The following is an 18,706-nucleotide window of genomic DNA, read 5'->3' as shown; positions in this document are numbered from 1 at the left end:
GCTGAGCTGCAGTGTTGGTGCCTTTCACCTTCTAAGAGGTTGCTAAAATGCTGTGGCCGGACAGATAAAAATTCAGGAGCCTTTATGAATTCGACAATGTTACGGGTAACAAATCGCATTATCGAACGGTCGCGCGATACCCGCACCGCCTACCTCGCACGGATTAACCAGGCGAAGACGGATACCGTCCATCGCGCGCAGCTGGCGTGCGGTAATCTCGCCCACGGCTTTGCTGCCTGTCAGTCGGACGATAAAGCCTCGCTGAAAAGCATGTTGCGTAACAATATCGCCATCATCACTTCTTACAACGACATGCTGTCCGCCCACCAGCCCTATGAGTATTACCCGGATATCATCCGCAAAGCGCTGCATTCGGTGAATGCGGTAGGCCAGGTCGCGGGAGGCGTACCGGCGATGTGTGACGGCGTCACCCAAGGGCAGGACGGGATGGAACTCTCCCTCCTGAGCCGCGAAGTGATTGCAATGTCGGCCGCGATCGGCCTGTCGCATAACATGTTCGACGGCGCGCTGTATCTGGGCGTATGTGACAAAATTGTCCCCGGACTGACGATGGCCGCGCTCTCCTTTGGCCACCTGCCGTCAGTATTCGTGCCGTCTGGCCCGATGGCCAGCGGCCTGCCAAATAAAGAAAAAGTACGCATCCGCCAGCTGTATGCCGAGGGTAAAGTCGATCGTATGGCGCTGCTGGAGTCTGAAGCGGCCTCCTACCACGCCCCGGGTACCTGCACATTTTACGGCACGGCGAACACCAACCAGATGGTGGTGGAATTTATGGGCATGCAGCTCCCGGGCTCGTCGTTTGTGCATCCGGATGCCGAATTGCGCCAGGCGCTGACCGCCGCCGCCGCACGCCAGGTAACGCGCATGACCGGTAACGGTAATGAATGGATGCCGCTGGGCAAAATGTTTGATGAGAAAGTGGTGGTGAACGGGATCGTTGCGTTGCTGGCAACCGGCGGTTCGACCAACCATACGATGCACCTGGTCGCAATGGCTCGCGCGGCGGGCATTATCATTAACTGGGATGATTTCTCCGATCTCTCCGATGTTGTGCCGCTGCTGGCGCGCCTTTACCCGAACGGTCCGGCGGATATTAACCACTTCCAGGCCGCGGGCGGCGTACCGGTGCTGGTTCGTGAGCTGCTGAAAGGCGGTTTGCTGCACGAAGATGTCAACACCGTAGCCGGTTTTGGTCTCTCCCGTTACACCATGGAACCGTGGCTGAATAACGGCGAGCTGGACTGGCGCGAAGGGGCGACGGCGCCATTAGACGATCAGGTTATTGCGACTTTCGACAAGCCATTCTCTCGCCATGGCGGGACGAAAGTGCTGAGCGGCAACCTCGGGCGTGCGGTGATGAAAACCTCGGCCGTACCGGTTGAGAACCAGATAATTGAAGCCCCGGCGGTGGTGTTTGAAAGCCAGCACGACGTTTTGCCTGCTTTCGAAGCCGGAATGCTGGACAAGGATTGCGTGGTGGTTGTTCGCCATCAGGGGCCAAAAGCGAACGGCATGCCAGAATTACATAAACTTATGCCGCCACTTGGTGTATTATTGGACCGCCGTTTCAAAATTGCGCTGGTTACCGATGGTCGACTCTCTGGCGCATCTGGCAAGGTCCCGTCAGCAATCCACGTTACGCCTGAAGCGTACGATGGTGGGCTGCTGGCAAAAGTACGTGATGGCGATATTATCCGCGTCAACGGGCAGACGGGCGAACTGACGCTGCTGGTGGATGACGCTGAGCTGGCTGCACGCCAGCCGCATGTTCCTGACCTCAGCGGTTCGCGCGTCGGGAGCGGCCGGGAAATGTTCGCAGCGCTGCGTGAAAAACTCTCCGGAGCCGAACAGGGCGCAACCTGCATCACTTTTTAAGACGATACAATTTGTAGATCTGGCGAGAGAGAAACTCTAATGAAAAACTGGAAAACAACTGCAGAAGCAATCCTCACCAACGGCCCGGTTGTCCCGGTGATCGTGGTGAAAAAGCTGGAACACGCTGTGCCGATGGCCAAAGCGCTGGTTGCCGGCGGCGTACGCGTACTGGAAGTCACGCTGCGTACCGCATGCGCGCTGGATGCGATCCGCGCGATTGCGCAAGAAGTGCCGGAGGCGATTGTCGGCGCAGGTACCGTAACAAACGTTGAGCAGCTGAAAGCCGTCACCGAGGCTGGCGCGCAGTTCGCTATCAGCCCGGGTCTGACCGAGTCCCTGCTGAAAGCGGCGACTGAAGAAGGGACCATCCCGCTGATCCCGGGGATTAGCACCGTCTCCGAACTGATGCTGGGCATGCAGTATGGCCTGAAAGAGTTCAAATTCTTCCCGGCGGAAGCTAACGGTGGTGTAAAAGCGCTGCAGGCGATTGGCGGTCCGTTCGCGCATATCCGTTTCTGCCCGACTGGCGGCATCTCACCGGCGAACTACCGCGACTACCTGGCACTGAACAGCGTGCTGTGCATCGGCGGTTCCTGGCTGGTTCCGGCGGATGCGCTGGAAGCGGGCGATTACGACCGTATTACCAAAATTGCTCGCGAAGCGGTTGAAGGCGCGAAGTAATTTTCACGCCCTGATAAATGGCGAAATCCAGACCCGGTAGCGTTGACGCGACCGGGTTTTTTTTATCCCTGAACCTGCACCGCTGACGCGGCGGCTTTCGCGCGAGCCACCGCCTCATCGACGCTATCGGCGACGGCCAGCGTGACGCCCAGTCGACGAGAACCGTCAATCTCCGGCTTACCGAACAGGCGTAGCTGCAGTCCCGCCCCTACCGCGCCCTGGAGATTGCTAAAGGTGACGTTCTGGCTGGTGAGCTGCGGCAGAATGACCGCGGAGGCCGCCGGGCCATACTGACGAATCGCGCCAACCGGCAGACCGAGGAAGGCGCGAACGTGCAGCGCAAATTCCGAGAGGTCCTGGGAAATCAGCGTCACCATTCCGGTGTCATGCGGGCGAGGGGAGACTTCACTGAAAATCACCTCATCACCGCAGACGAACAGCTCCACGCCAAACAGACCGTAGCCGCCAAGCGCCAGCACGACTTTGCTGGCAATCTCCTGGGCGCGGGCCAACGCCAGCTCGCTCATCTGCTGCGGCTGCCAGGATTCGCGGTAATCGCCATCCTCCTGGCGATGGCCGACCGGCGCACAGAAATGGACGCCATCGACCGCGCTGACGGTAAGCAGGGTAATTTCAAAATCGAAATTCACCACCCCCTCGACGATAACCCGACCGGCGCCCGCGCGGCCGCCTTGTTGCGCGTAGCGCCAGGCCTCGGCCAGCTGGTCAGAGTGACGAATAAAGCTCTGGCCTTTACCAGAAGAGCTCATGACCGGCTTCACAATGCAGGGAAGGCCAATCTCCGCGACGGCTTCGCGAAAGGCCGCTTCGCTGTCGGCAAAGCGGTATGCCGAGGTGGGAAGCTGCAGCTCCTCTGCGGCCAGGCGGCGAATACCTTCGCGATTCATGGTCAGTTTCGCCGCGCGAGCGGTGGGGACGACTTTCTGCCCGGCCTGCTCCAGCTCCACCAGCATATCCGTGGCGATGGCTTCAATTTCCGGCACGATAAAGTCGGGTTTTTCTTCCGCAATCAGCGCGCGCAGCGTTTCACCGTGTAGCATGTTGATGACGTGCGAACGATGCGCCACTTGCATCGCCGGCGCGTCGGGGTAGCGGTCGACCGCGATGGTCTCAATACCCAGCCGTTGGCACTCAATGGCGACTTCTTTACCCAGTTCGCCGGAACCTAACAACATCACCCGCGTCGCTGCCGGACGCAGCGCTGTGCCTAATAACGTCATGACTCTTTTCCACAGTAAAAAAACATGCGTCGCATTATAAACGAAAACGTTTGCGTCTGTCTTTACGGCTGTTGGTTGAGTCCCGGGTGAAAATTTGCTATACTGTATAAAAATACAGTATAAAGAGGCTGCACAATGGCGGTTGAAATTAAATATGTGGTGATCCGCGAAGGTGAGGAAAAGATGTCGTTTACCAGCAAAAAAGAGGCCGATGCTTACGACAAAATGCTCGATCTTGCCGAGGTCCTCAACGACTGGCTGGTCGAGTGCCCGCTGACGCTGGATGAAATCCAGCGCGATGAAATGGCAATGTGGCTGGCGGAACGTAAAGAGACATTGCACCACATCCTGAGATCAGGAAAACTCCCGGAAGCGGAAGCGGAAGCGGAAGCGGAAGCGGAAGCGGAAGACGGTACGAACGGCCAGGCTTCTCAGGACGAGAGCTCCGCGGCTGAAACCTCAGAGGCCGCAGCGGAGGGAGCGAGCGAACAACCCGCGGCAACCGCGCCTGTAAAATCGCGCAAGGTGAAGGCCGCCTGAGTCCGGCCGAATTTGCGCATCTTTAGCTGCTCATAACATTTCCTGACATCTCGTCGTTTAGGCTGATGACATCGCTTAATAAGCAACGAGGGAAATCATGGCTAACTGGCTTAATCAACTCCAGTCCCTGCTGGGCCAGCAGGGACCGTCTTCCTCATCAGGCGAGCGGTCTGATGGTAAAAGCTTCCTTCTGCCTGGGGCGCTGGGCGGCCTGGCGGGGCTGCTGGTGGCCAGTAAATCATCGCGTAAGCTGCTGGCTAAATATGGCACCAGCGCACTGCTGGTTGGCGGCGGCGCGGTGGCGGGAAGCGTGCTGTGGAACAAGTACCAGCAAAAAATGCGGGAAAATTCCCCTGCGCAATCTGTCGCTTCTCCTGTACAACCCGCCGGGGCGTCAACCTCGCCAGCCTCCGGGCTCGATGCCCGCAGTGAACGGCTCATTCTGGCGCTGGTGTTTGCCGCGAAAAGCGACGGGCACATTGATGACAGCGAGCGGGCAAACATTGATGAGCAGCTGCGCGCGGCTGGTATTGCCGTGCAGGGGCGCGTTCTTATCGATCGCGCTCTGGCCCAGCCTCTCGATCCGCAGCGTCTGGCGCAGGGCCTCACCAGCGAGCAAGAGGCGCTGGAGATCTATTACATCAGCTGTGCGGCGATCGATATCGACCATTTTATGGAGCGTAGCTATCTCAACGCTCTGGGTGAGGCTTTAGGCCTTCCGCCGGAAGTGCGTGCCGACATCGAACAGGATATCCAGGCACAAAAACAGGCGCTTTCTACCTAAATCCGCAGGTTTTGCTTGCAACGTGGGCCACTTTTGCCACCCTTATACACACGCCATCCTTCAAGCCGCTTCTTGAATGATTTTGTGTATGAAATACAGGATGCAGAAGACCAAAAGATGCCACCAAAAGCAAAACGAATTCCCCACGCCATGACCCTTCATGGCGATACCCGTATCGATAATTACTTCTGGCTGCGCGACGACGAGCGTTCGCGGCCGGAAGTACTTGATTATCTTCGCGAGGAAAATGAGTACGGACAGCAGGTCATGGCGACTCAACGTAGCCTGCAGGAGCGGGTGCTAAAAGAGATTATTGACCGTATCCCGCCGCGCGAAGTCTCCGCGCCCTACAGCAAAAATGGCTACCGTTATCGTCAGGTGTATGAGCCGGGCTGTGAATACGCTATTTATCAGCGTCAGTCGGTGCTGAAAGAGGAGTGGGATGAATGGGAAGTGCTGCTCGATAGCAACCAGCGCGCGGCGCAGAGCGAATTCTATACTCTCGGTGGGCTGGGCATTTCGCCGGATAACACGATGATGGCGCTGGCGGAGGATTATCTCTCCCGTCGGCAGTATGGCCTGCGCTTGTGCAATCTGCAAAATGGCGAATGGTATCCTGAAGTGCTGGAAAACGTTTCGCCGGAATTCGCCTGGAGCAATGATTCGCAAACGCTGTGGTATGTCCGCAAGCACCCGACTACGCTGCTGCCTTATCAGGTCTGGCGGCATACCGTGGGCGCTTCGCCGCACTCCGATGCGCTGGTCTACGAGGAGAAGGATGAAACCTTCTACGTCAGCCTCCATACGACCACCTCCCGGCAATTCGCCGTTATCTATCTTGCCAGCGCGACAACCAGTGAAGTGCGGCTGCTGAATACCGAAATGCCGGATGCGGAACCGGTGTGTTTCCTGCCGCGGCGTAAAGATCACGAGTACAGTCTCGATCATTACCAGCATGCCTTTTATCTTCGCTCTAACCGCGAGGGGAAAAACTTCGGTCTCTACCGTACCCATGAGCGCGACGAGCGGCAGTGGGAGACGCTGATTGCGCCACGCCAGGATGTGATGCTCGAGGGATTCACCCTGTTTACCGACTGGTTGGTGGTTGAGGAGCGCCAGCGCGGGTTAACCAGCCTGCGCCAGATCAACCGCAAGACCCGGGAAGTGGTGGGGATCGCCTTTGATGATCCGGCCTACGTGACCTGGCTTGCCTATAATCCGGAACCGGAAACTTCACGCTTGCGCTACGGATACTCCTCCATGACCACGCCGGATACGCTCTTTGAGCTGGATATGGACACCGGTGAGCGGCGGGTACTGAAGCAACAGGAAGTGAAAGGGTTTGAGGCCAGTCATTATCGCAGCGAACATTTGTGGATTAAGGCTCGCGATGGTGTGGAGGTTCCTGTTTCGCTGGTTTATCGGCGTGAGCATTTCCGCAAGGGGGTCAGTCCGCTGTTGGTCTATGCCTACGGGTCGTACGGCGCCAGTGAAGATGCCGATTTCAGCGCCAGCCGGTTGAGCCTGCTCGATCGGGGTTTCGTGTTTGCGATTGCCCACGTCCGCGGCGGCGGGGAATTAGGGCAGCAGTGGTACGAAGACGGCAAGTTCCTGTGTAAAAAGAATACCTTTAACGATTATCTCGATGTTTGCGATGCGCTGCTGGCGCAGGGATATGGCAATCCTCGCCTGTGCTACGGCATGGGCGGCAGCGCGGGCGGCATGTTAATGGGCGTCGCCATTAATGAGCGGCCGGAGCTGTTTCACGGCGTAGTGGCTCAGGTTCCGTTTGTCGATGTCCTGACCACAATGCTCGACGAGTCGATTCCGCTGACGACCGGGGAATTTGAAGAGTGGGGAAATCCGCAGGACGAAGAGTACTACCGCTATATGAAGAGCTACAGTCCTTACGATGGCGTCACGGCGCAGGTCTATCCCCATCTGCTGGTGACTACCGGTCTGCACGATTCCCAGGTGCAATACTGGGAACCGGCAAAATGGGTGGCGAAGCTGCGCGAGCTGAAAACGGACGATAACCTGCTACTGCTGTGCACCGATATGGATTCAGGGCACGGCGGTAAGTCGGGACGCTTTAAAAGCTATGAAGGGGTTGCGCTGGAGTATGCCTTTCTGATTGGCCTGGCGCAGGGGACGTTACCCGGCCAGGCAAACGTTTAGCGTCGCTACTCCCCGAGATAGTGCTTGAGCGTCAAGCGCAGCTCGGGGCTCATCCGATCCAGGTTATTGAACAGCCAGCGTAAATAGCCCGGGTCGTTTTCTGCGATTTCGGCCACTGCCTTGCCGCGATATTTACCGAAGGTAAAGGTGGTCAACAGCGCCGGACGACCGGTAATGGTCGCCATCTCCTCAGGCCGCCAGCCGGAAACGTGCATAATATCGAGAAGCAGTGCGGCGGTGATATAGCAGTCGTACAGCGCGCGGTGCTGATGCAGCCCCGCAGGCGTTGCGACACTGAGCTTACGCGATTTATACAGTCCCATATTGCTGTATTTAATGCCTGGCCACAGGCGACGGGCCAGCTTCATGGTGCAGATCCACTCCCCGTGCATTTCCGGTAACACCCGGCGGTCGAAACTGGCGTTGTGGGCGACATACCACCGGCTGCCGATGTAATGCGGCAGAACTTCTTCAATCCACGGCTTGTCGGCGACCATCTCTTCGGTGATACGGTGAATCGCCATGGCCTGGGGGCTGATAGGTCGATCGGGACGAACCAGATGACTCATGGGATTGGTTATCTGACCATCGACAATATCAACAGAGGCGATTTCCACAATGCCCCCCTGCAGTCCGCAGGTTTCCGTATCGATTACGCGTAGCATGGCTCACTCCGGCCGAAAAAAACCAGCGTAATTGAATGCGCAGCGCTTGCCAACCGGGACGCCCTTAAGGGACGAGAATTATTTCGCTTTGGGTTCATAGGGCAGTCGCGACAGTGAAACAGACGCCAGTCGATGGGCGATCAGGCGTTCACGGAACCAGTCACGCAGGTGTGACGGTTGCTCCCGCTCCACTAAATCGGCGACAACGGGCATATTGTAACGCTCTTTAAAGGCGACACCGGCCGCGGCAAGGTCGACGTTCACTTTGTCCATCTCGTCCTGCGAAATTTTGGCCAGATTTTTTTCCATATGGTTTCTCCTTCATGATGCCGAAAAGCGATCGGGCGCGACGTCGGACCGGGACGCATCGCTCGACTACGCCATTATACAGGGTTATTCTCTGTGCTACATACATAACGAAAAGGAATGACGATTATGCGTACCATCGCCGGGCGCGCGCTGCGTGCCTCTGCTTTTTTCGCCGGCTTTCTGGTCAGCACCGCGGCCTTAGCCCATGCGCATCTTCAACAGCAAACGCCTGCCGCAGATTCGACGGTCACCGCCTCTCCCGAATCACTGACCCTGAGCTTTTCTGAAGGTATCGAAACGGCCTTTAGCGCAGTGACCCTCACCGGCCCGCAGCAGAAAGCCGTTGCGACCGGCAAGCTGGCGCGCAGCGACAGCAATAAAGCTCAGCTGATTGTTCCGCTGACGCAGCCGCTGTCTGCGGGGGAGTATACCGTTGACTGGCACGTGGTCTCCGTTGATGGCCACAAAACCAAAGGGCAATACCACTTTAGCGTGAAATAACGCATGCTCTCGGGAATCTATATCGGTCTGCGCTTCGTCCACTTTCTCTCGCTGATGGTGGCATTTGGCTGCGTGCTGTATGGCGCGTGGTGGGCGCCGCTGACGCTACGGCGTTTGCTAATGCAGCGTTTCTTCCCGCTTCTGCGTCATCTGCTGCTGCTTAGCGCGGTTTCTGCGCTGTTGATGCTGATGGTACAGGGCGGTCTGATGGGGAATGGCTGGGCGGACCTCTGGCAGCCTGCTATCTGGCAAGCCGTCGCCGGCACCCGCTTTGGCAGCGTCTGGGTCTGGCAGATTCTGCTGGCGTGGATTGCGCTGGCGATCGCGTGGCTCAAACCGCGTCGTCCGGCGCGTCTGCTGCTGGTGCTGCTGTGCGCGCAGATCTTGCTGATGGCGGGCGTTGGCCATGCGGCAATGAGCGAGGGTGTGCGGGGCGTGGTGCAGCGGACTAACCACGCTGTACATCTGTTCTGTGTCGCCGGCTGGTTTGGCGGGCTGCTGCCGTTCATCTACTGTCTGCGCCTGGCGCGCGGGCGCTGGCGTCAGGCCGCTATCGGCACCATGATGCGCTTTTCTCGCTACGGACATCTGGCGGTCGCGGGCGCGATCGCCAGCGGCGTGCTGAATGCACTGCTGATCCAGGGCGGATTATTCCGTGATTCGCTGTGGGGAGAGATGCTATTGATCAAATGTGCCCTGGTCGCTGGGATGGTAGCAATTGCGTTGGTGAACAGGTATGTTCTGGTGCCACGTATGTCGGTGAGCGGAACGCGAGCGGAGCAGCTCATTTTGCGCACCACGCAGGTTGAAATGGCGCTCGGAGCATTGGCGCTGCTGGCCGTCAGCCTGTTTGCAACCTGGGAACCTTACTGAATTAACTGGCTAAATCATGAAAAAAACTCTTCTGACTATGTTGTTACTGGCAAGCTCTGGCGTCGCGCTGGCAGCACCGCAGATTATCACCGTTAGCCGCTTCGAAGTGGGTAAAGATAATTGGGCGTTCAATCGCGAAGAGGTGATGTTGACCTGTCGCCCGGGGAATGCGCTGTTTGCCATTAACCCCAGCACGCTGGTGCAGTATCCGTTGAATGATGTTGCTGAGCAGCAGGTGAAAGCGGGTAAAACCAGCGCTCAGCCGATCTCAGTGATCCAGGTCGACGATCCGCAGCATCCGGGACAAAAAATGAGCCTCGCGCCATTTATTGAGCGCGCGCAGAAGCTTTGTTGATACCCGAACCTATCTTACTGTATTAACATATAAAAAACCGCCGGCATTCCTCTCAGGAAGCGGCGGTTTTTTATTGGCGCTGGCCATTTTGTCAGGAATTATTCGACCACTTTTGTTGCGGACTGGAAAACCTGACGCGGTAAACTATTCTTATAAGGCAAGGCGACTTAGCCTGCATTAATGCCAACTTTTAGCGCACGGCTCTCTCCCAAGAGCCATTTCCCTGGACCGAATACAGGAATCGTGTTCGGTCTCTTTTTATCTGAAGCTTATCAACTCGTTACAAAATAAGACCGCAATCGATCCCTCATTTCCCGCTACGGTCTTTTTCCCTTATACCACAACAAAAAACGCCTTAACATTCTCTTTACAGAAAATCTGAGCTGGAGACATCCGGGTCTGCGGGTCAACGTCAGGGCGATGGCGTGCCGCCCGTCCGGAGTCGGGGTCGTCATCGCAGCGGGATATCCATACCCTGAAGATACGCGGGCATATTATTTTATTGCGATCTATTTGGCTGCTCGTTGACAGGAAATGAAAGGCCGTCAGGAAGAGGAGGGGAGGAATAAAAACAACGTATTATTCAGGCGCGACGATTGACGGATACAGCTGGGATTCAAGGTAGCAGACCAGATTCCAGATCTCCCCGCTGAAAATAAACCAAAGCGCGCCGAGGAGAATTATTATCACGATAACCAGAAGGGCAATTTCACTTTTACTCATAACTTCAATGGCTACCCGAAAGGAAACGATGAAGTGATGATAGTAACGAAACCACAGGATAAGATGCAAACGCCGTGATTTAAAAACGGCGTTTGTTTGCTATGGACAGGCGTTCCCTCAGGGTTGGGAAGTCAGCCGTGCGACCTGCGCGGCCAGGTCGTCCAGCAGCTGGAAGCGGCGACGGTATTCCGCCCGCTTTTTACTGGCGATGTCCTCCAGCGACTTCCTTTCCATCTGTTGCGGCAAGCGCCAGCGCCAGGCGCCATCGGCTACGCCATCAATGGACTGCCAGAACTCATCATAGCTGGCGTGGAAATGGCGTCCCTTGCTGAGACGATAGCGCAGCGCGCGGAAAACGTGACCGTTATCGCTTACGCCATAAATGGCCTGAATGTGGCTTCTTGCGGCCAGCGCCCAGATAAACTCGAGCAGCAGGCGTTTAGGAAACAGACCATAGCAGGCGCGGGTGGCGAGCTTGATGACTTCATGCGGCACATTACGTCGCGGCCCCTGCAGCCCGCCGATAACCAGCTGCCATTGCTCCTGCTGGCGCACAACGCTGAATGTGGCGCTGGCCAGCAGCGTCTGGTTACCATCGCGCAGCCACAATGTGGTTTCGCCTTCGCGCTCGGCTTTACCTGCGGAGGAGGCCGAGAGAGTGAAGCGGGTTTCATCTTTACCCTGCAATTCCAGCAGGGGCGTCTCTTTGGCGGCGGTCATGGCGGCAGCCAGCTGCGCGCCTGACAATGAGTCGATGAACTGATAGTGGCTGATAATCGCCTGGGCGCGCTGGCTGGCGTTTAACCCACGGGTCAGATACTGGCGGTGTACTTTACCCGGCAGGGTGACCTGCGCGGCAAGTAACTGATTAAAGTCAGGACGCACGGAAAGATTATCCAGCATTGCGCGAGTGGGCGTATAAAATAAGGCCGTACGCAATAAAAATTTCAGCCGGTAATTACGCTTTTGCCAAATCGGAGCGGGAATAAGTCTGCCCATCACCAGATCGGCAATAAGATTTGTGCGGGGCTGTTGTGCGAAGGCTGAGTGCAGGCTATTGTCCGTCACGATAAAATACCTCGTTGTTATTTAGCCTCTATTTTAAGGGCTCGCTAAGGCGAGATTAATATCCTGGCGGACTATATTTCTGTTTCGTTTATATTTGATTGAGGTGTGTATCTTCGGGGTGGCCGCGGGAGAATTAACTATAATTGTATCAGGGGGACAAAATATGTATCAGCGCATTGAGGGGGCGGCCTGGCGCAATATCTGGCTGGTTGGCGATCTGCATGGCTGCTTTGCCGTATTGATGAACCAGCTCCGGCATATAAAATTCGACCCTTACCAGGATCTTCTCATCTCGGTGGGCGATTTGATCGATCGCGGGCCGCAAAGTGCGAAATGTCTCGCGCTTCTCGACTGCCGCTGGTTCCGTGCGGTGCGAGGTAACCATGAACAGATGGCGTTGGATGCGCAAGAGAGCGGGGCGTTGACGCTATGGGTCATGAACGGAGGCCACTGGTATCAGGAGAGCGCGCGCGGCGAGCGGCAGCAGATTGACGAACTCCTGAGTCGCTGTCGTCAGCTGCCGCTGATTGTCGAACTCAGCGCCGGATCGCTGCGCCATATTGTGGCCCACGCCGACTACCCGGCGGCGACCTATCGTTGGCAGCAGCCGGTAGATGGGCAACAGGTGCTGTGGAGCAGACAGCGCCTGATGGACCATCTGGCCGGTCGGCATGGCGTAATAGGTGGAGCGGACCACTTTTGGTTTGGCCATACGCCGTTGAAGCAACGTTATGATAGCGATAATCAACATTACATTGATACGGGGGCGGTATTCGGCGGTGAACTGACCCTGGTACAGCTGCAGTAAGCGGCTTAAAAATCGCTGTATTCGCTGGCGGGCTGCCAGAAACCATCAATAAAATCCTCAACCGGAAAACAGCCGCCCTGGCGTATCCGCTGATCGTCCATCGCGACAAGGCACCGTCGTTCGTTATCGTAGACGTCGACGACAATATCTTCGCAACCACCGTCCAGGTAACAAATAAACAAAACTAAGGCGAACATCCTGGCCTCATGTTTGGGTTTGTTAATCAGTATAGGGTAGCTCATAAACGGGGGGAATAAATAACCCGTCTCAGGCGACGGGTTCTTTTTGAATCAGGCAACGCGCATGATCCAGGCATCGGATTGTTGATCGTAGTGCTTACGGTAGAGGACGGAATGTTGGCCATCAAGAATGGCAGGGACGCTGGTTTCCGCATCCCAGCCATCCAGCTGCATGCATAAGTCCGGATCGGATTTGCAAGGAATGCTTAACGTTCGCTCTCCCTGCTGTTCACCGTGCAGCTCGGCGTCGTCTATCTCAAACGCGCCGATTCGAATGCTGGTTTTACTCATAAATTCACCCCGTTGGTCTGCTGAATTGTGGTACGACCAGTTAGGCCGTCATTTTTCAGCGTAGACAACGGGGGACAAACCGCCAGTAAAAAAATGCGCTTTTTTTGCGCGCGATCACGCCTTGCCGGCAAAAAGTTTACCGTCGCGTACCAGCTCACGCGGGTAGCTGTTTTTCAAACGGGAGCCGACTTTTTTCGCCAGCCCCAGCGTTGCTCCCTGGAACGTGACGATGACTTCATCCTGCCGCGGCGGCGTTTCAGGATAGACGTCGCGGCCACGATACCACTCTTGCGCTTCATCCTGCGTCAGTTCAAACGGGGCATCCGGTGCGGCGAGGGCAATGACCGCTTCATGCTGCCAGCGAAAGCCTTTGTTATGGGTTTCCGCCAGGCGAATGCCAATCCGCGAAAAACGGACCTGGCCGATAAATGATTCCAGCGCTTGCGGAAACAGCCAAATCTCTTTATCACGCTGCCAGAGCGTATGATTGTCATCCCAGTGCAGCCCGACGGCGGCAGCGGCGGCGGTAATCGCTGCGGCTTCGCGGCTTTTAAGCGGTGCAAAAGGAAATTTACCGACTTTGTAACCCGGCGCCGGTAGCGCTTCGATCGCCGCGGTTTTCTTGAGGCGGGCAACAAAAAAGCCCTCGCAGTCAAAAATCTGCGGAAAGACGTGGAGAAATCCTTCTGCGGTTAAGGCCTCCGTAGCCTGTGGGAACAGCGCGCCAAGCGGTAATACCTCGACCGCCTGCGGATAGCGGGCTAACAGCCACTGCACGACCTCCTGGTTCTCTTCCCGGTTCAGGGTGCAGGTTGAGTACACCAGCGTGCCGCCAGGGCGCAGCGCGTGAAATGCGCTGTCGATGAGCTCCCGTTGGGTTTCGGCGATCTGCTGGTTACTCTCTGGCGACCAGTTTTTCAACGCATCGGGATCTTTGCGCACCACCCCCTCGCCGGAGCAGGGAGCATCCAGCAGGATAGCGTCAAAGCGTTCCGGCAGCGCGGCGCCAAACACCCGGCCATCGAAGTGGGTCAAGGCAACATTGCTGATGCCGCAGCGGCTGATATTGGCATGCAGGACTTTAACCCGGCTGGCGGAAAACTCATTGGCGAGGATCCCGCCCGCATTTCCCATGCGCGCGGCGATCTGCGTGGTTTTGGAACCAGGTGCAGCGGCGACATCCATGACCCGCTGTGGCATGTCGCCATCGGCAAACAGCGCCGTAACCGGCAGCATAGAACTGGCTTCCTGGATATAAAACAGGCCGCTGAGATGTTCGGCGGTGCTGCCCAGCGGCAGGGCGTCCTCATCATCGCGTTCGATCCAAAAGCCCTCTTCGCACCAGGGGATCGGCGTCAGCTGCCAGCCATAGGGCGCCACCCGCTGCAGAAAGCCGGCGACGGAAATTTTCAGCGTATTCACGCGCAGGCTGCGGCGTAACGGGCGCTGGCAGGCAGCGATAAACGCATCGAAAGAGAGATGCGTGGGCATCGCGTCACGCATTTGAGCGAGGAATTGGTCAGGAAAATAGACTGCGTTTTGAGCCACTGGTGCGCACCACAAGAAAAAAGGGTGCGCAGTTTATCATAAACGCTCCGGCGGGGGACACCGGAACGTTTTGCTTACTGTGGCAGGGCCGTGCCCCATTCACGCCACTCTTTCGGTTCGCTTTCCAGCAGCAGGAAGTGTTTACCATCCTGTGCCTTCGGCGCCAGCGGCGTGCCTGGCGGCGTGGCAAAGGAGATGCCGCCGCGAATGAACTGGTTAAAGGTCCCGGTTTTCACCACGCCGCCAATCAGGCCAAAGTCGAGGTTATAGCCGGAAGAGAGCCAGAAGACCGAATTGTTACGCACCAGATACTGATAGCGTTTGCTGATACGCAGTTTGACCATTACGCGATCCGACATTGAACCCAGAGTCAGCCCGGTGACCGTACCGACTTCCAGTCCGCGGAACAGTACCGGCGTTCCGATATCCAGCGAACCGGCTTCCGGCACTTCGACAACGATGCTCAGACCGTCAATGTAGCGGGAGTCGCTAATCGTCGTTTCCTGAATTTCGAAATCACGGCGTGCCGTGCCGCGACCCGGTTCAACGTTGATATAGGGCTGGAAAATGGTATCCAGGTGTTCGACACCCGCGGCCGAAATCTGCGGGGTGATCACCGAGAAGCGGGTCCCGCTGCGGGCGAAGGTGTCGACGTACTCTGGGTAGAGCACGGCTTTCGCCTGGACTTCGTTTTTCGCGGTAATCAGATTCAGGGACTGGATCTGGCCGATATTAATGCCCAGGTAGCGAATCGGCATCCCTTCGGAAATTTTACCGGCATCAAAGGCATGCAGCGTAATCTGGCCACCGACTGCCCGCGCAGCGGTTTCAGAAGCATAGAGAATGCGTTTGTTGCCAATTCGCGCGCCGGCGCTGCTGCCGCTGAGATCGTCAAAGCTGACAGCGCCCCTCAAGGCCCGTGACAGCGGTGACGCCTGCACGGTCAGACCATTGCCATCGAGCTGGACCTTGGCGCCTCCCTCGGCCCAGAAGACGCTATTGTTGGTCAACAGATAGCGATATTCCGGCTTAATATGCAGATCGATATCAAATGCGTTGCGCCGGGGTTTAACCGAAATGATCTCGCCGACGGCAAACTTACGGTACAGCACCACCGAACCTTCCTGAACATCCGGCAGGGTCTCTGCCGTCAGGCTCAGAGTGGTGGTGGGCACTTCGCTGAGGCTGTTTTCTTCCGCCTTCTCCATATTGGCATACAGCGGATAGCTGGCCTGTATTGTTCCTTTCTCGCCAGGGATAATGCGAATACCGCCTTCGACCCACTCGCTGGCGCTGGCGCCAAGCACTTTGATGCCATCAAAACCCACTTTCACGTCAAGGCGGCTGTTAACGACAAATTTGCTGTCGCCGCGCACCAGGTCACGATATTCAGGGGTAATGGCCACCTGGAACGTGACGCCTTTCGCGGTCAGCTTGCGCTCCAGAACCTGACCCACTTTCACGCCGTGCAGCACCAGCGGCTGCCCGGCATCAATACCGTAACTCTCCGCTGCCGTGAGCGTAACCGTAGCCACATCCGGTTCATCGAGCAGGGATTTGTCAGCCGGAAGCACCACAAAGTGATTCCGCGTCTCCCCCTCTCCGGGCACCAGTTCGAACGTATTCCCGGTCAGCAGGGCGCTGAGGCTGGGGTTATCCAGCGAGATTTTCGGCTTTTTCATCTGAATAAGCGTCTTATCTCTGAGCAGGGTGACAACGCTTGGGTCCACCGTCATCTCACCGGTCACTTTACTGCCGGGATTGAGATTGAGTTTGGTCAGCTGCCCGACTTCCAGCCCCTGGTACATGAGCGGGGTGGAGCCGGCTTTCAGGCCTTCGCCGTCAGGCAGTTCCAGCGTGACCAGGACCCCGCGCTGGCTGTGGGCCAAATCTTCATACAGCCCGTATTCATCGTTTTGCTGAGCCGGTTGGGAATCCGCAGGGGAGTCAAAGGCAATCGCGCCGTTAACCAGCGCGGAGAGGCTTTCCAGCTGGACCTTCGCGCCGCCGAGGCCGACATCGGCCTTAACCCCTGAGACATTCCAGAAGCGGCTGCCTTTTTTCACCAGGTTCGTAAAGCGGCGCTCGATCAGCACATCGATAGTGACGCCCTGATTGTTATCATTGAGCGCAAAATCGTAAACCCGGCCCACCGGAATTTTGCGGAAGTAGACCAGCGATCCGCTGGTGAGCGAACCGAGGTCCGGCGCCTGCAGATGAATCATCAGCTCGCCGTTGTTGATATGGTATTTCGGCTGGGTATCGAGGGCGACGAAATGGTCCTGCGGTTCGCCTTTGCCCGGCATCATACCGATATAGTTACCGCCAACCAGCGCATCAAGACCGGATACGCCGGCCAGCGAGGCTTTCGGAGTCACCAGCCAGAATTGGGTATCTTTGCGCAGAGCGTCTTTCATGTCGCCTTTGACGCTGGCGGATACCTCGATTTTACTCAGGTCTTTGCTCAGCGAGATATTCTCGACGGTGCCCACCTCGACCCCTTGATAGCGGATAGGCGTGCGCCCCGGGACAATCCCGTTGGCCGACTGGAAGTCGATGGTGATGGTCGTCCCGCGATCGTTATAGCTGGTCCAGATCAGCCAGCTGGCGATCAACAGGGCTATTACCGGCAGCAGCCAGAATGGCGAGATGCGACGTTTGGTTTTGATTCTGGCTTCAGTCGGTGAAGCGGGCGTTTCCTGACTCATGTGCGTCCCAAAGTAAGCGGCTGTCCAGCCATTCAACAGCAAGGATAGTTAATATTACCGCGGCGCCGAAATATACCGCAGCAGGCCCCATCGTGAAAGCGAGGAGTTGGTCGCGATTAATCAGTGACATGGTTAATGAGATAACAAAAAGATCCAACATTGACCAACGGCCGATCCAGGTAATCAGCCGCAGCAGGATGATGCGGGTACGCAACCCCTGTTCGCACTTGAATTGTATGCTCACTAACAGCGTAAACAACACAATAACTTTGGTAAATGGCACCAGAATACTGGCGATAAACACGACGCCGGCAATCGCCACATTGCTATTGGCCAACGACATAATCCCCGAAAGAATCGTATCATCCTGACGTGCGCCGTTGACGTAAATAATTGAGATCGGCAGCAGGTTAGCGGGAAGCAGGAACACCACCGAAGCAATCAGCCCGGCCCAGCTTCGCTGCAGGCTCTGCGGTCGTCGATGGTGGAGCGGCGTATGGCAGCGTCGGCAGCGCCCGCGAGCGTCGCGAAAGCCGGTGTAATGGCAGCCGGTGCAAACCTGTAGCGCCGGGTCGGCCCGAAACGCAGGCCGCTGGGGATAAAATCGCTCCCACAACTCTTCCACGTTCATATGAATGATCGTCAGAATGCTGAGCAGGGTGAGGGAGATAAAGGCCACAAGCCCGACGCCCGGCTGCAGGAAGGCGTAATCCTGTACCTTGATGGAGGCCACGCCGATACCGACCAGATAGATATCCAGCATCACCCACTCTTTCAGTTTTTCCAGCATCAGCAGCACCGGGCGTAAATTCATGCCCAGAACGTTCCCCAGCCAGAGATAGGCGATAGATATGACCAGCAGCGCCGGTGCGCCAATCGCACAAAACAGCACCATCGCGGCAGTGAGCGGATCGCCCTGGCCGGTCATTTGCCAGATCCCCTGGATCACGTTCGCATCGATACGTACGCCGAGCAGATGCAGACGCAGTAAGGGTTCGGTCCACGCAAAGGGCATCAGGAGCATCATGGTGATGGCCATACTACCCAGCCGCGAAAGAGACCAGTCGCGGCCATCACGCACTTTCGCATTGCAGCGCGGGCACCAGGCGCTTTGATAACGCTTAAGCACCGGCAAACGAAAAAGAACGTCACACTGCGGGCAGCGGTGATAATGTGCCTGGGGTAGCGGACGGCTGACCGCATGCACGACCATCTTTTTTGCCGGTGTTATCGGTTGTGTTTTTAGTGGCATTTATTACGTACAGGAATGAATGTATCTCACTATCTTAACCCAGGAT

Annotated in this window: 19 protein-coding genes; 9 read left to right on the top strand and 10 right to left on the bottom strand. The window is 56.8% G+C overall.

Features of this window, described 5'->3' with window-relative positions:
- Positions 1-84: 84 nt before the first annotated feature.
- Entirely contained in the window at positions 85-1,896 is a 1,812-nt protein-coding gene (gene edd / locus AC007G_RS19910; RefSeq protein WP_032686931.1) for a phosphogluconate dehydratase, read from the top strand.
- Positions 1,897-1,935: 39 nt separating this feature from the next.
- On the top strand, positions 1,936-2,577 hold the full coding sequence (locus tag AC007G_RS19905; protein ID WP_032686932.1) for a bifunctional 4-hydroxy-2-oxoglutarate aldolase/2-dehydro-3-deoxy-phosphogluconate aldolase: 642 nt from the start codon (positions 1,936-1,938) through the stop codon (positions 2,575-2,577).
- Positions 2,578-2,639: 62 nt separating this feature from the next.
- Here the strand turns inward: AC007G_RS19905 and purT are convergent, their stop codons facing one another.
- The gene (gene purT / locus AC007G_RS19900) at positions 2,640-3,818 is read right to left on the bottom strand and encodes a formate-dependent phosphoribosylglycinamide formyltransferase (RefSeq protein ID WP_032686933.1); all 1,179 of its coding nucleotides are present in this window, start codon (positions 3,816-3,818) and stop codon (positions 2,640-2,642) included.
- A gap of 135 nt (positions 3,819-3,953) precedes the next feature.
- Between purT and AC007G_RS19895 the strand changes: the two genes are divergently transcribed.
- The 3 genes from AC007G_RS19895 to ptrB all read left to right on the top strand — a co-directional run bounded on the left by AC007G_RS19895 (position 3,954) and on the right by ptrB (position 7,320).
- Positions 3,954-4,358 (top strand): YebG family protein, encoded by a 405-nt coding sequence (locus tag AC007G_RS19895; RefSeq protein ID WP_335290049.1) that lies wholly within the window; start codon positions 3,954-3,956, stop codon positions 4,356-4,358.
- 97 nt (positions 4,359-4,455) lie between these two features.
- A complete protein-coding gene (locus tag AC007G_RS19890; protein ID WP_032686935.1) occupies positions 4,456-5,142 on the top strand; it encodes a tellurite resistance TerB family protein in 687 nt (228 codons plus the stop codon).
- 117 nt (positions 5,143-5,259) lie between these two features.
- Positions 5,260-7,320, top strand: a complete 2,061-nt coding sequence (gene ptrB / locus AC007G_RS19885) for an oligopeptidase B (protein WP_099972954.1) — start codon at positions 5,260-5,262, stop codon at positions 7,318-7,320.
- 5 nt (positions 7,321-7,325) lie between these two features.
- Here the strand turns inward: ptrB and exoX are convergent, their stop codons facing one another.
- Positions 7,326-7,985, bottom strand: a complete 660-nt coding sequence (gene exoX / locus AC007G_RS19880) for an exodeoxyribonuclease X (RefSeq protein WP_032686937.1) — start codon at positions 7,983-7,985, stop codon at positions 7,326-7,328.
- A gap of 78 nt (positions 7,986-8,063) precedes the next feature.
- The gene (locus AC007G_RS19875) at positions 8,064-8,294 is read right to left on the bottom strand and encodes a DNA polymerase III subunit theta (protein ID WP_004863978.1); all 231 of its coding nucleotides are present in this window, start codon (positions 8,292-8,294) and stop codon (positions 8,064-8,066) included.
- A 126-nt stretch (positions 8,295-8,420) separates the two neighbouring features.
- Here AC007G_RS19875 and yobA point away from each other — a divergent pair, with 126 nt between their 5' ends.
- From yobA to AC007G_RS19860, 3 genes are read left to right on the top strand one after another with little or no spacing between them, the layout of a single operon-like run.
- Positions 8,421-8,795, top strand: coding sequence for a CopC domain-containing protein YobA (gene yobA / locus AC007G_RS19870; protein ID WP_032695279.1), 375 nt, complete (start codon positions 8,421-8,423; stop codon positions 8,793-8,795).
- A 3-nt stretch (positions 8,796-8,798) separates the two neighbouring features.
- Positions 8,799-9,668, top strand: coding sequence for a copper homeostasis membrane protein CopD (copD, locus tag AC007G_RS19865; RefSeq protein WP_032686939.1), 870 nt, complete (start codon positions 8,799-8,801; stop codon positions 9,666-9,668).
- A gap of 13 nt (positions 9,669-9,681) precedes the next feature.
- A complete protein-coding gene (locus AC007G_RS19860) occupies positions 9,682-10,023 on the top strand; it encodes a YebY family protein (protein WP_099001803.1) in 342 nt (113 codons plus the stop codon).
- Positions 10,024-10,602: 579 nt separating this feature from the next.
- Here AC007G_RS19860 and AC007G_RS19855 read toward each other — a convergent pair.
- Both AC007G_RS19855 and AC007G_RS19850 read right to left on the bottom strand, forming a co-directional pair.
- Positions 10,603-10,746, bottom strand: a complete 144-nt coding sequence (locus AC007G_RS19855; protein WP_142131748.1) for an Ecr family regulatory small membrane protein — start codon at positions 10,744-10,746, stop codon at positions 10,603-10,605.
- A 117-nt stretch (positions 10,747-10,863) separates the two neighbouring features.
- Positions 10,864-11,835: a VirK/YbjX family protein gene (locus tag AC007G_RS19850; protein WP_180889110.1), complete on the bottom strand. Its 972-nt coding sequence runs from the start codon at positions 11,833-11,835 to the stop codon at positions 10,864-10,866.
- Positions 11,836-11,977: 142 nt separating this feature from the next.
- Between AC007G_RS19850 and pphA the strand changes: the two genes are divergently transcribed.
- A complete protein-coding gene (pphA, locus tag AC007G_RS19845; protein ID WP_142630709.1) occupies positions 11,978-12,622 on the top strand; it encodes a protein-serine/threonine phosphatase in 645 nt (214 codons plus the stop codon).
- A gap of 5 nt (positions 12,623-12,627) precedes the next feature.
- Here pphA and AC007G_RS19840 read toward each other — a convergent pair whose 3' ends face one another.
- The 5 genes from AC007G_RS19840 to yebS all read right to left on the bottom strand — a co-directional run bounded on the left by AC007G_RS19840 (position 12,628) and on the right by yebS (position 18,660).
- Positions 12,628-12,819, bottom strand: coding sequence for a YdfD/YebW family protein (locus AC007G_RS19840; RefSeq protein WP_032686984.1), 192 nt, complete (start codon positions 12,817-12,819; stop codon positions 12,628-12,630).
- 93 nt (positions 12,820-12,912) lie between these two features.
- Entirely contained in the window at positions 12,913-13,152 is a 240-nt protein-coding gene (locus AC007G_RS19835) for a YebV family protein (protein WP_004863958.1), read from the bottom strand.
- 114 nt (positions 13,153-13,266) lie between these two features.
- Entirely contained in the window at positions 13,267-14,700 is a 1,434-nt protein-coding gene (gene rsmF / locus AC007G_RS19830) for a 16S rRNA (cytosine(1407)-C(5))-methyltransferase RsmF (protein ID WP_142630708.1), read from the bottom strand.
- A gap of 74 nt (positions 14,701-14,774) precedes the next feature.
- The gene (locus AC007G_RS19825; protein WP_032686986.1) at positions 14,775-17,408 is read right to left on the bottom strand and encodes a PqiB family protein; all 2,634 of its coding nucleotides are present in this window, start codon (positions 17,406-17,408) and stop codon (positions 14,775-14,777) included.
- The gene (gene yebS / locus AC007G_RS19820) at positions 17,377-18,660 is read right to left on the bottom strand and encodes a membrane integrity lipid transport subunit YebS (RefSeq protein WP_015584017.1); all 1,284 of its coding nucleotides are present in this window, start codon (positions 18,658-18,660) and stop codon (positions 17,377-17,379) included. The genes AC007G_RS19825 and yebS overlap by 32 nt, the downstream gene beginning before the upstream one ends.
- Positions 18,661-18,706 lie beyond the last annotated feature (46 nt).

The sequence above is a fragment of the Klebsiella sp. CSG-1 genome, assembly GCF_056521145.1.
This window is presented reverse-complemented; position numbering and strand designations above follow the sequence as displayed.

Coding starts and splice junctions, on each gene's coding strand:
- edd (WP_032686931.1), top strand. CDS start 85: ATGAATTCGACAATGTTACGGGTAACAAATCGCATTATCGAACGGTCG.
- AC007G_RS19905 (WP_032686932.1), top strand. CDS start 1,936: ATGAAAAACTGGAAAACAACTGCAGAAGCAATCCTCACCAACGGCCCG.
- purT (WP_032686933.1), bottom strand. CDS start 3,818: ATGACGTTATTAGGCACAGCGCTGCGTCCGGCAGCGACGCGGGTGATG.
- AC007G_RS19895 (WP_335290049.1), top strand. CDS start 3,954: ATGGCGGTTGAAATTAAATATGTGGTGATCCGCGAAGGTGAGGAAAAG.
- AC007G_RS19890 (WP_032686935.1), top strand. CDS start 4,456: ATGGCTAACTGGCTTAATCAACTCCAGTCCCTGCTGGGCCAGCAGGGA.
- ptrB (WP_099972954.1), top strand. CDS start 5,260: ATGCCACCAAAAGCAAAACGAATTCCCCACGCCATGACCCTTCATGGC.
- exoX (WP_032686937.1), bottom strand. CDS start 7,985: ATGCTACGCGTAATCGATACGGAAACCTGCGGACTGCAGGGGGGCATT.
- AC007G_RS19875 (WP_004863978.1), bottom strand. CDS start 8,294: ATGGAAAAAAATCTGGCCAAAATTTCGCAGGACGAGATGGACAAAGTG.
- yobA (WP_032695279.1), top strand. CDS start 8,421: ATGCGTACCATCGCCGGGCGCGCGCTGCGTGCCTCTGCTTTTTTCGCC.
- copD (WP_032686939.1), top strand. CDS start 8,799: ATGCTCTCGGGAATCTATATCGGTCTGCGCTTCGTCCACTTTCTCTCG.
- AC007G_RS19855 (WP_142131748.1), bottom strand. CDS start 10,746: ATGAGTAAAAGTGAAATTGCCCTTCTGGTTATCGTGATAATAATTCTC.
- pphA (WP_142630709.1), top strand. CDS start 11,978: ATGTATCAGCGCATTGAGGGGGCGGCCTGGCGCAATATCTGGCTGGTT.
- AC007G_RS19840 (WP_032686984.1), bottom strand. CDS start 12,819: ATGTTCGCCTTAGTTTTGTTTATTTGTTACCTGGACGGTGGTTGCGAA.
- AC007G_RS19835 (WP_004863958.1), bottom strand. CDS start 13,152: ATGAGTAAAACCAGCATTCGAATCGGCGCGTTTGAGATAGACGACGCC.
- AC007G_RS19825 (WP_032686986.1), bottom strand. CDS start 17,408: ATGAGTCAGGAAACGCCCGCTTCACCGACTGAAGCCAGAATCAAAACC.
- yebS (WP_015584017.1), bottom strand. CDS start 18,660: ATGCCACTAAAAACACAACCGATAACACCGGCAAAAAAGATGGTCGTG.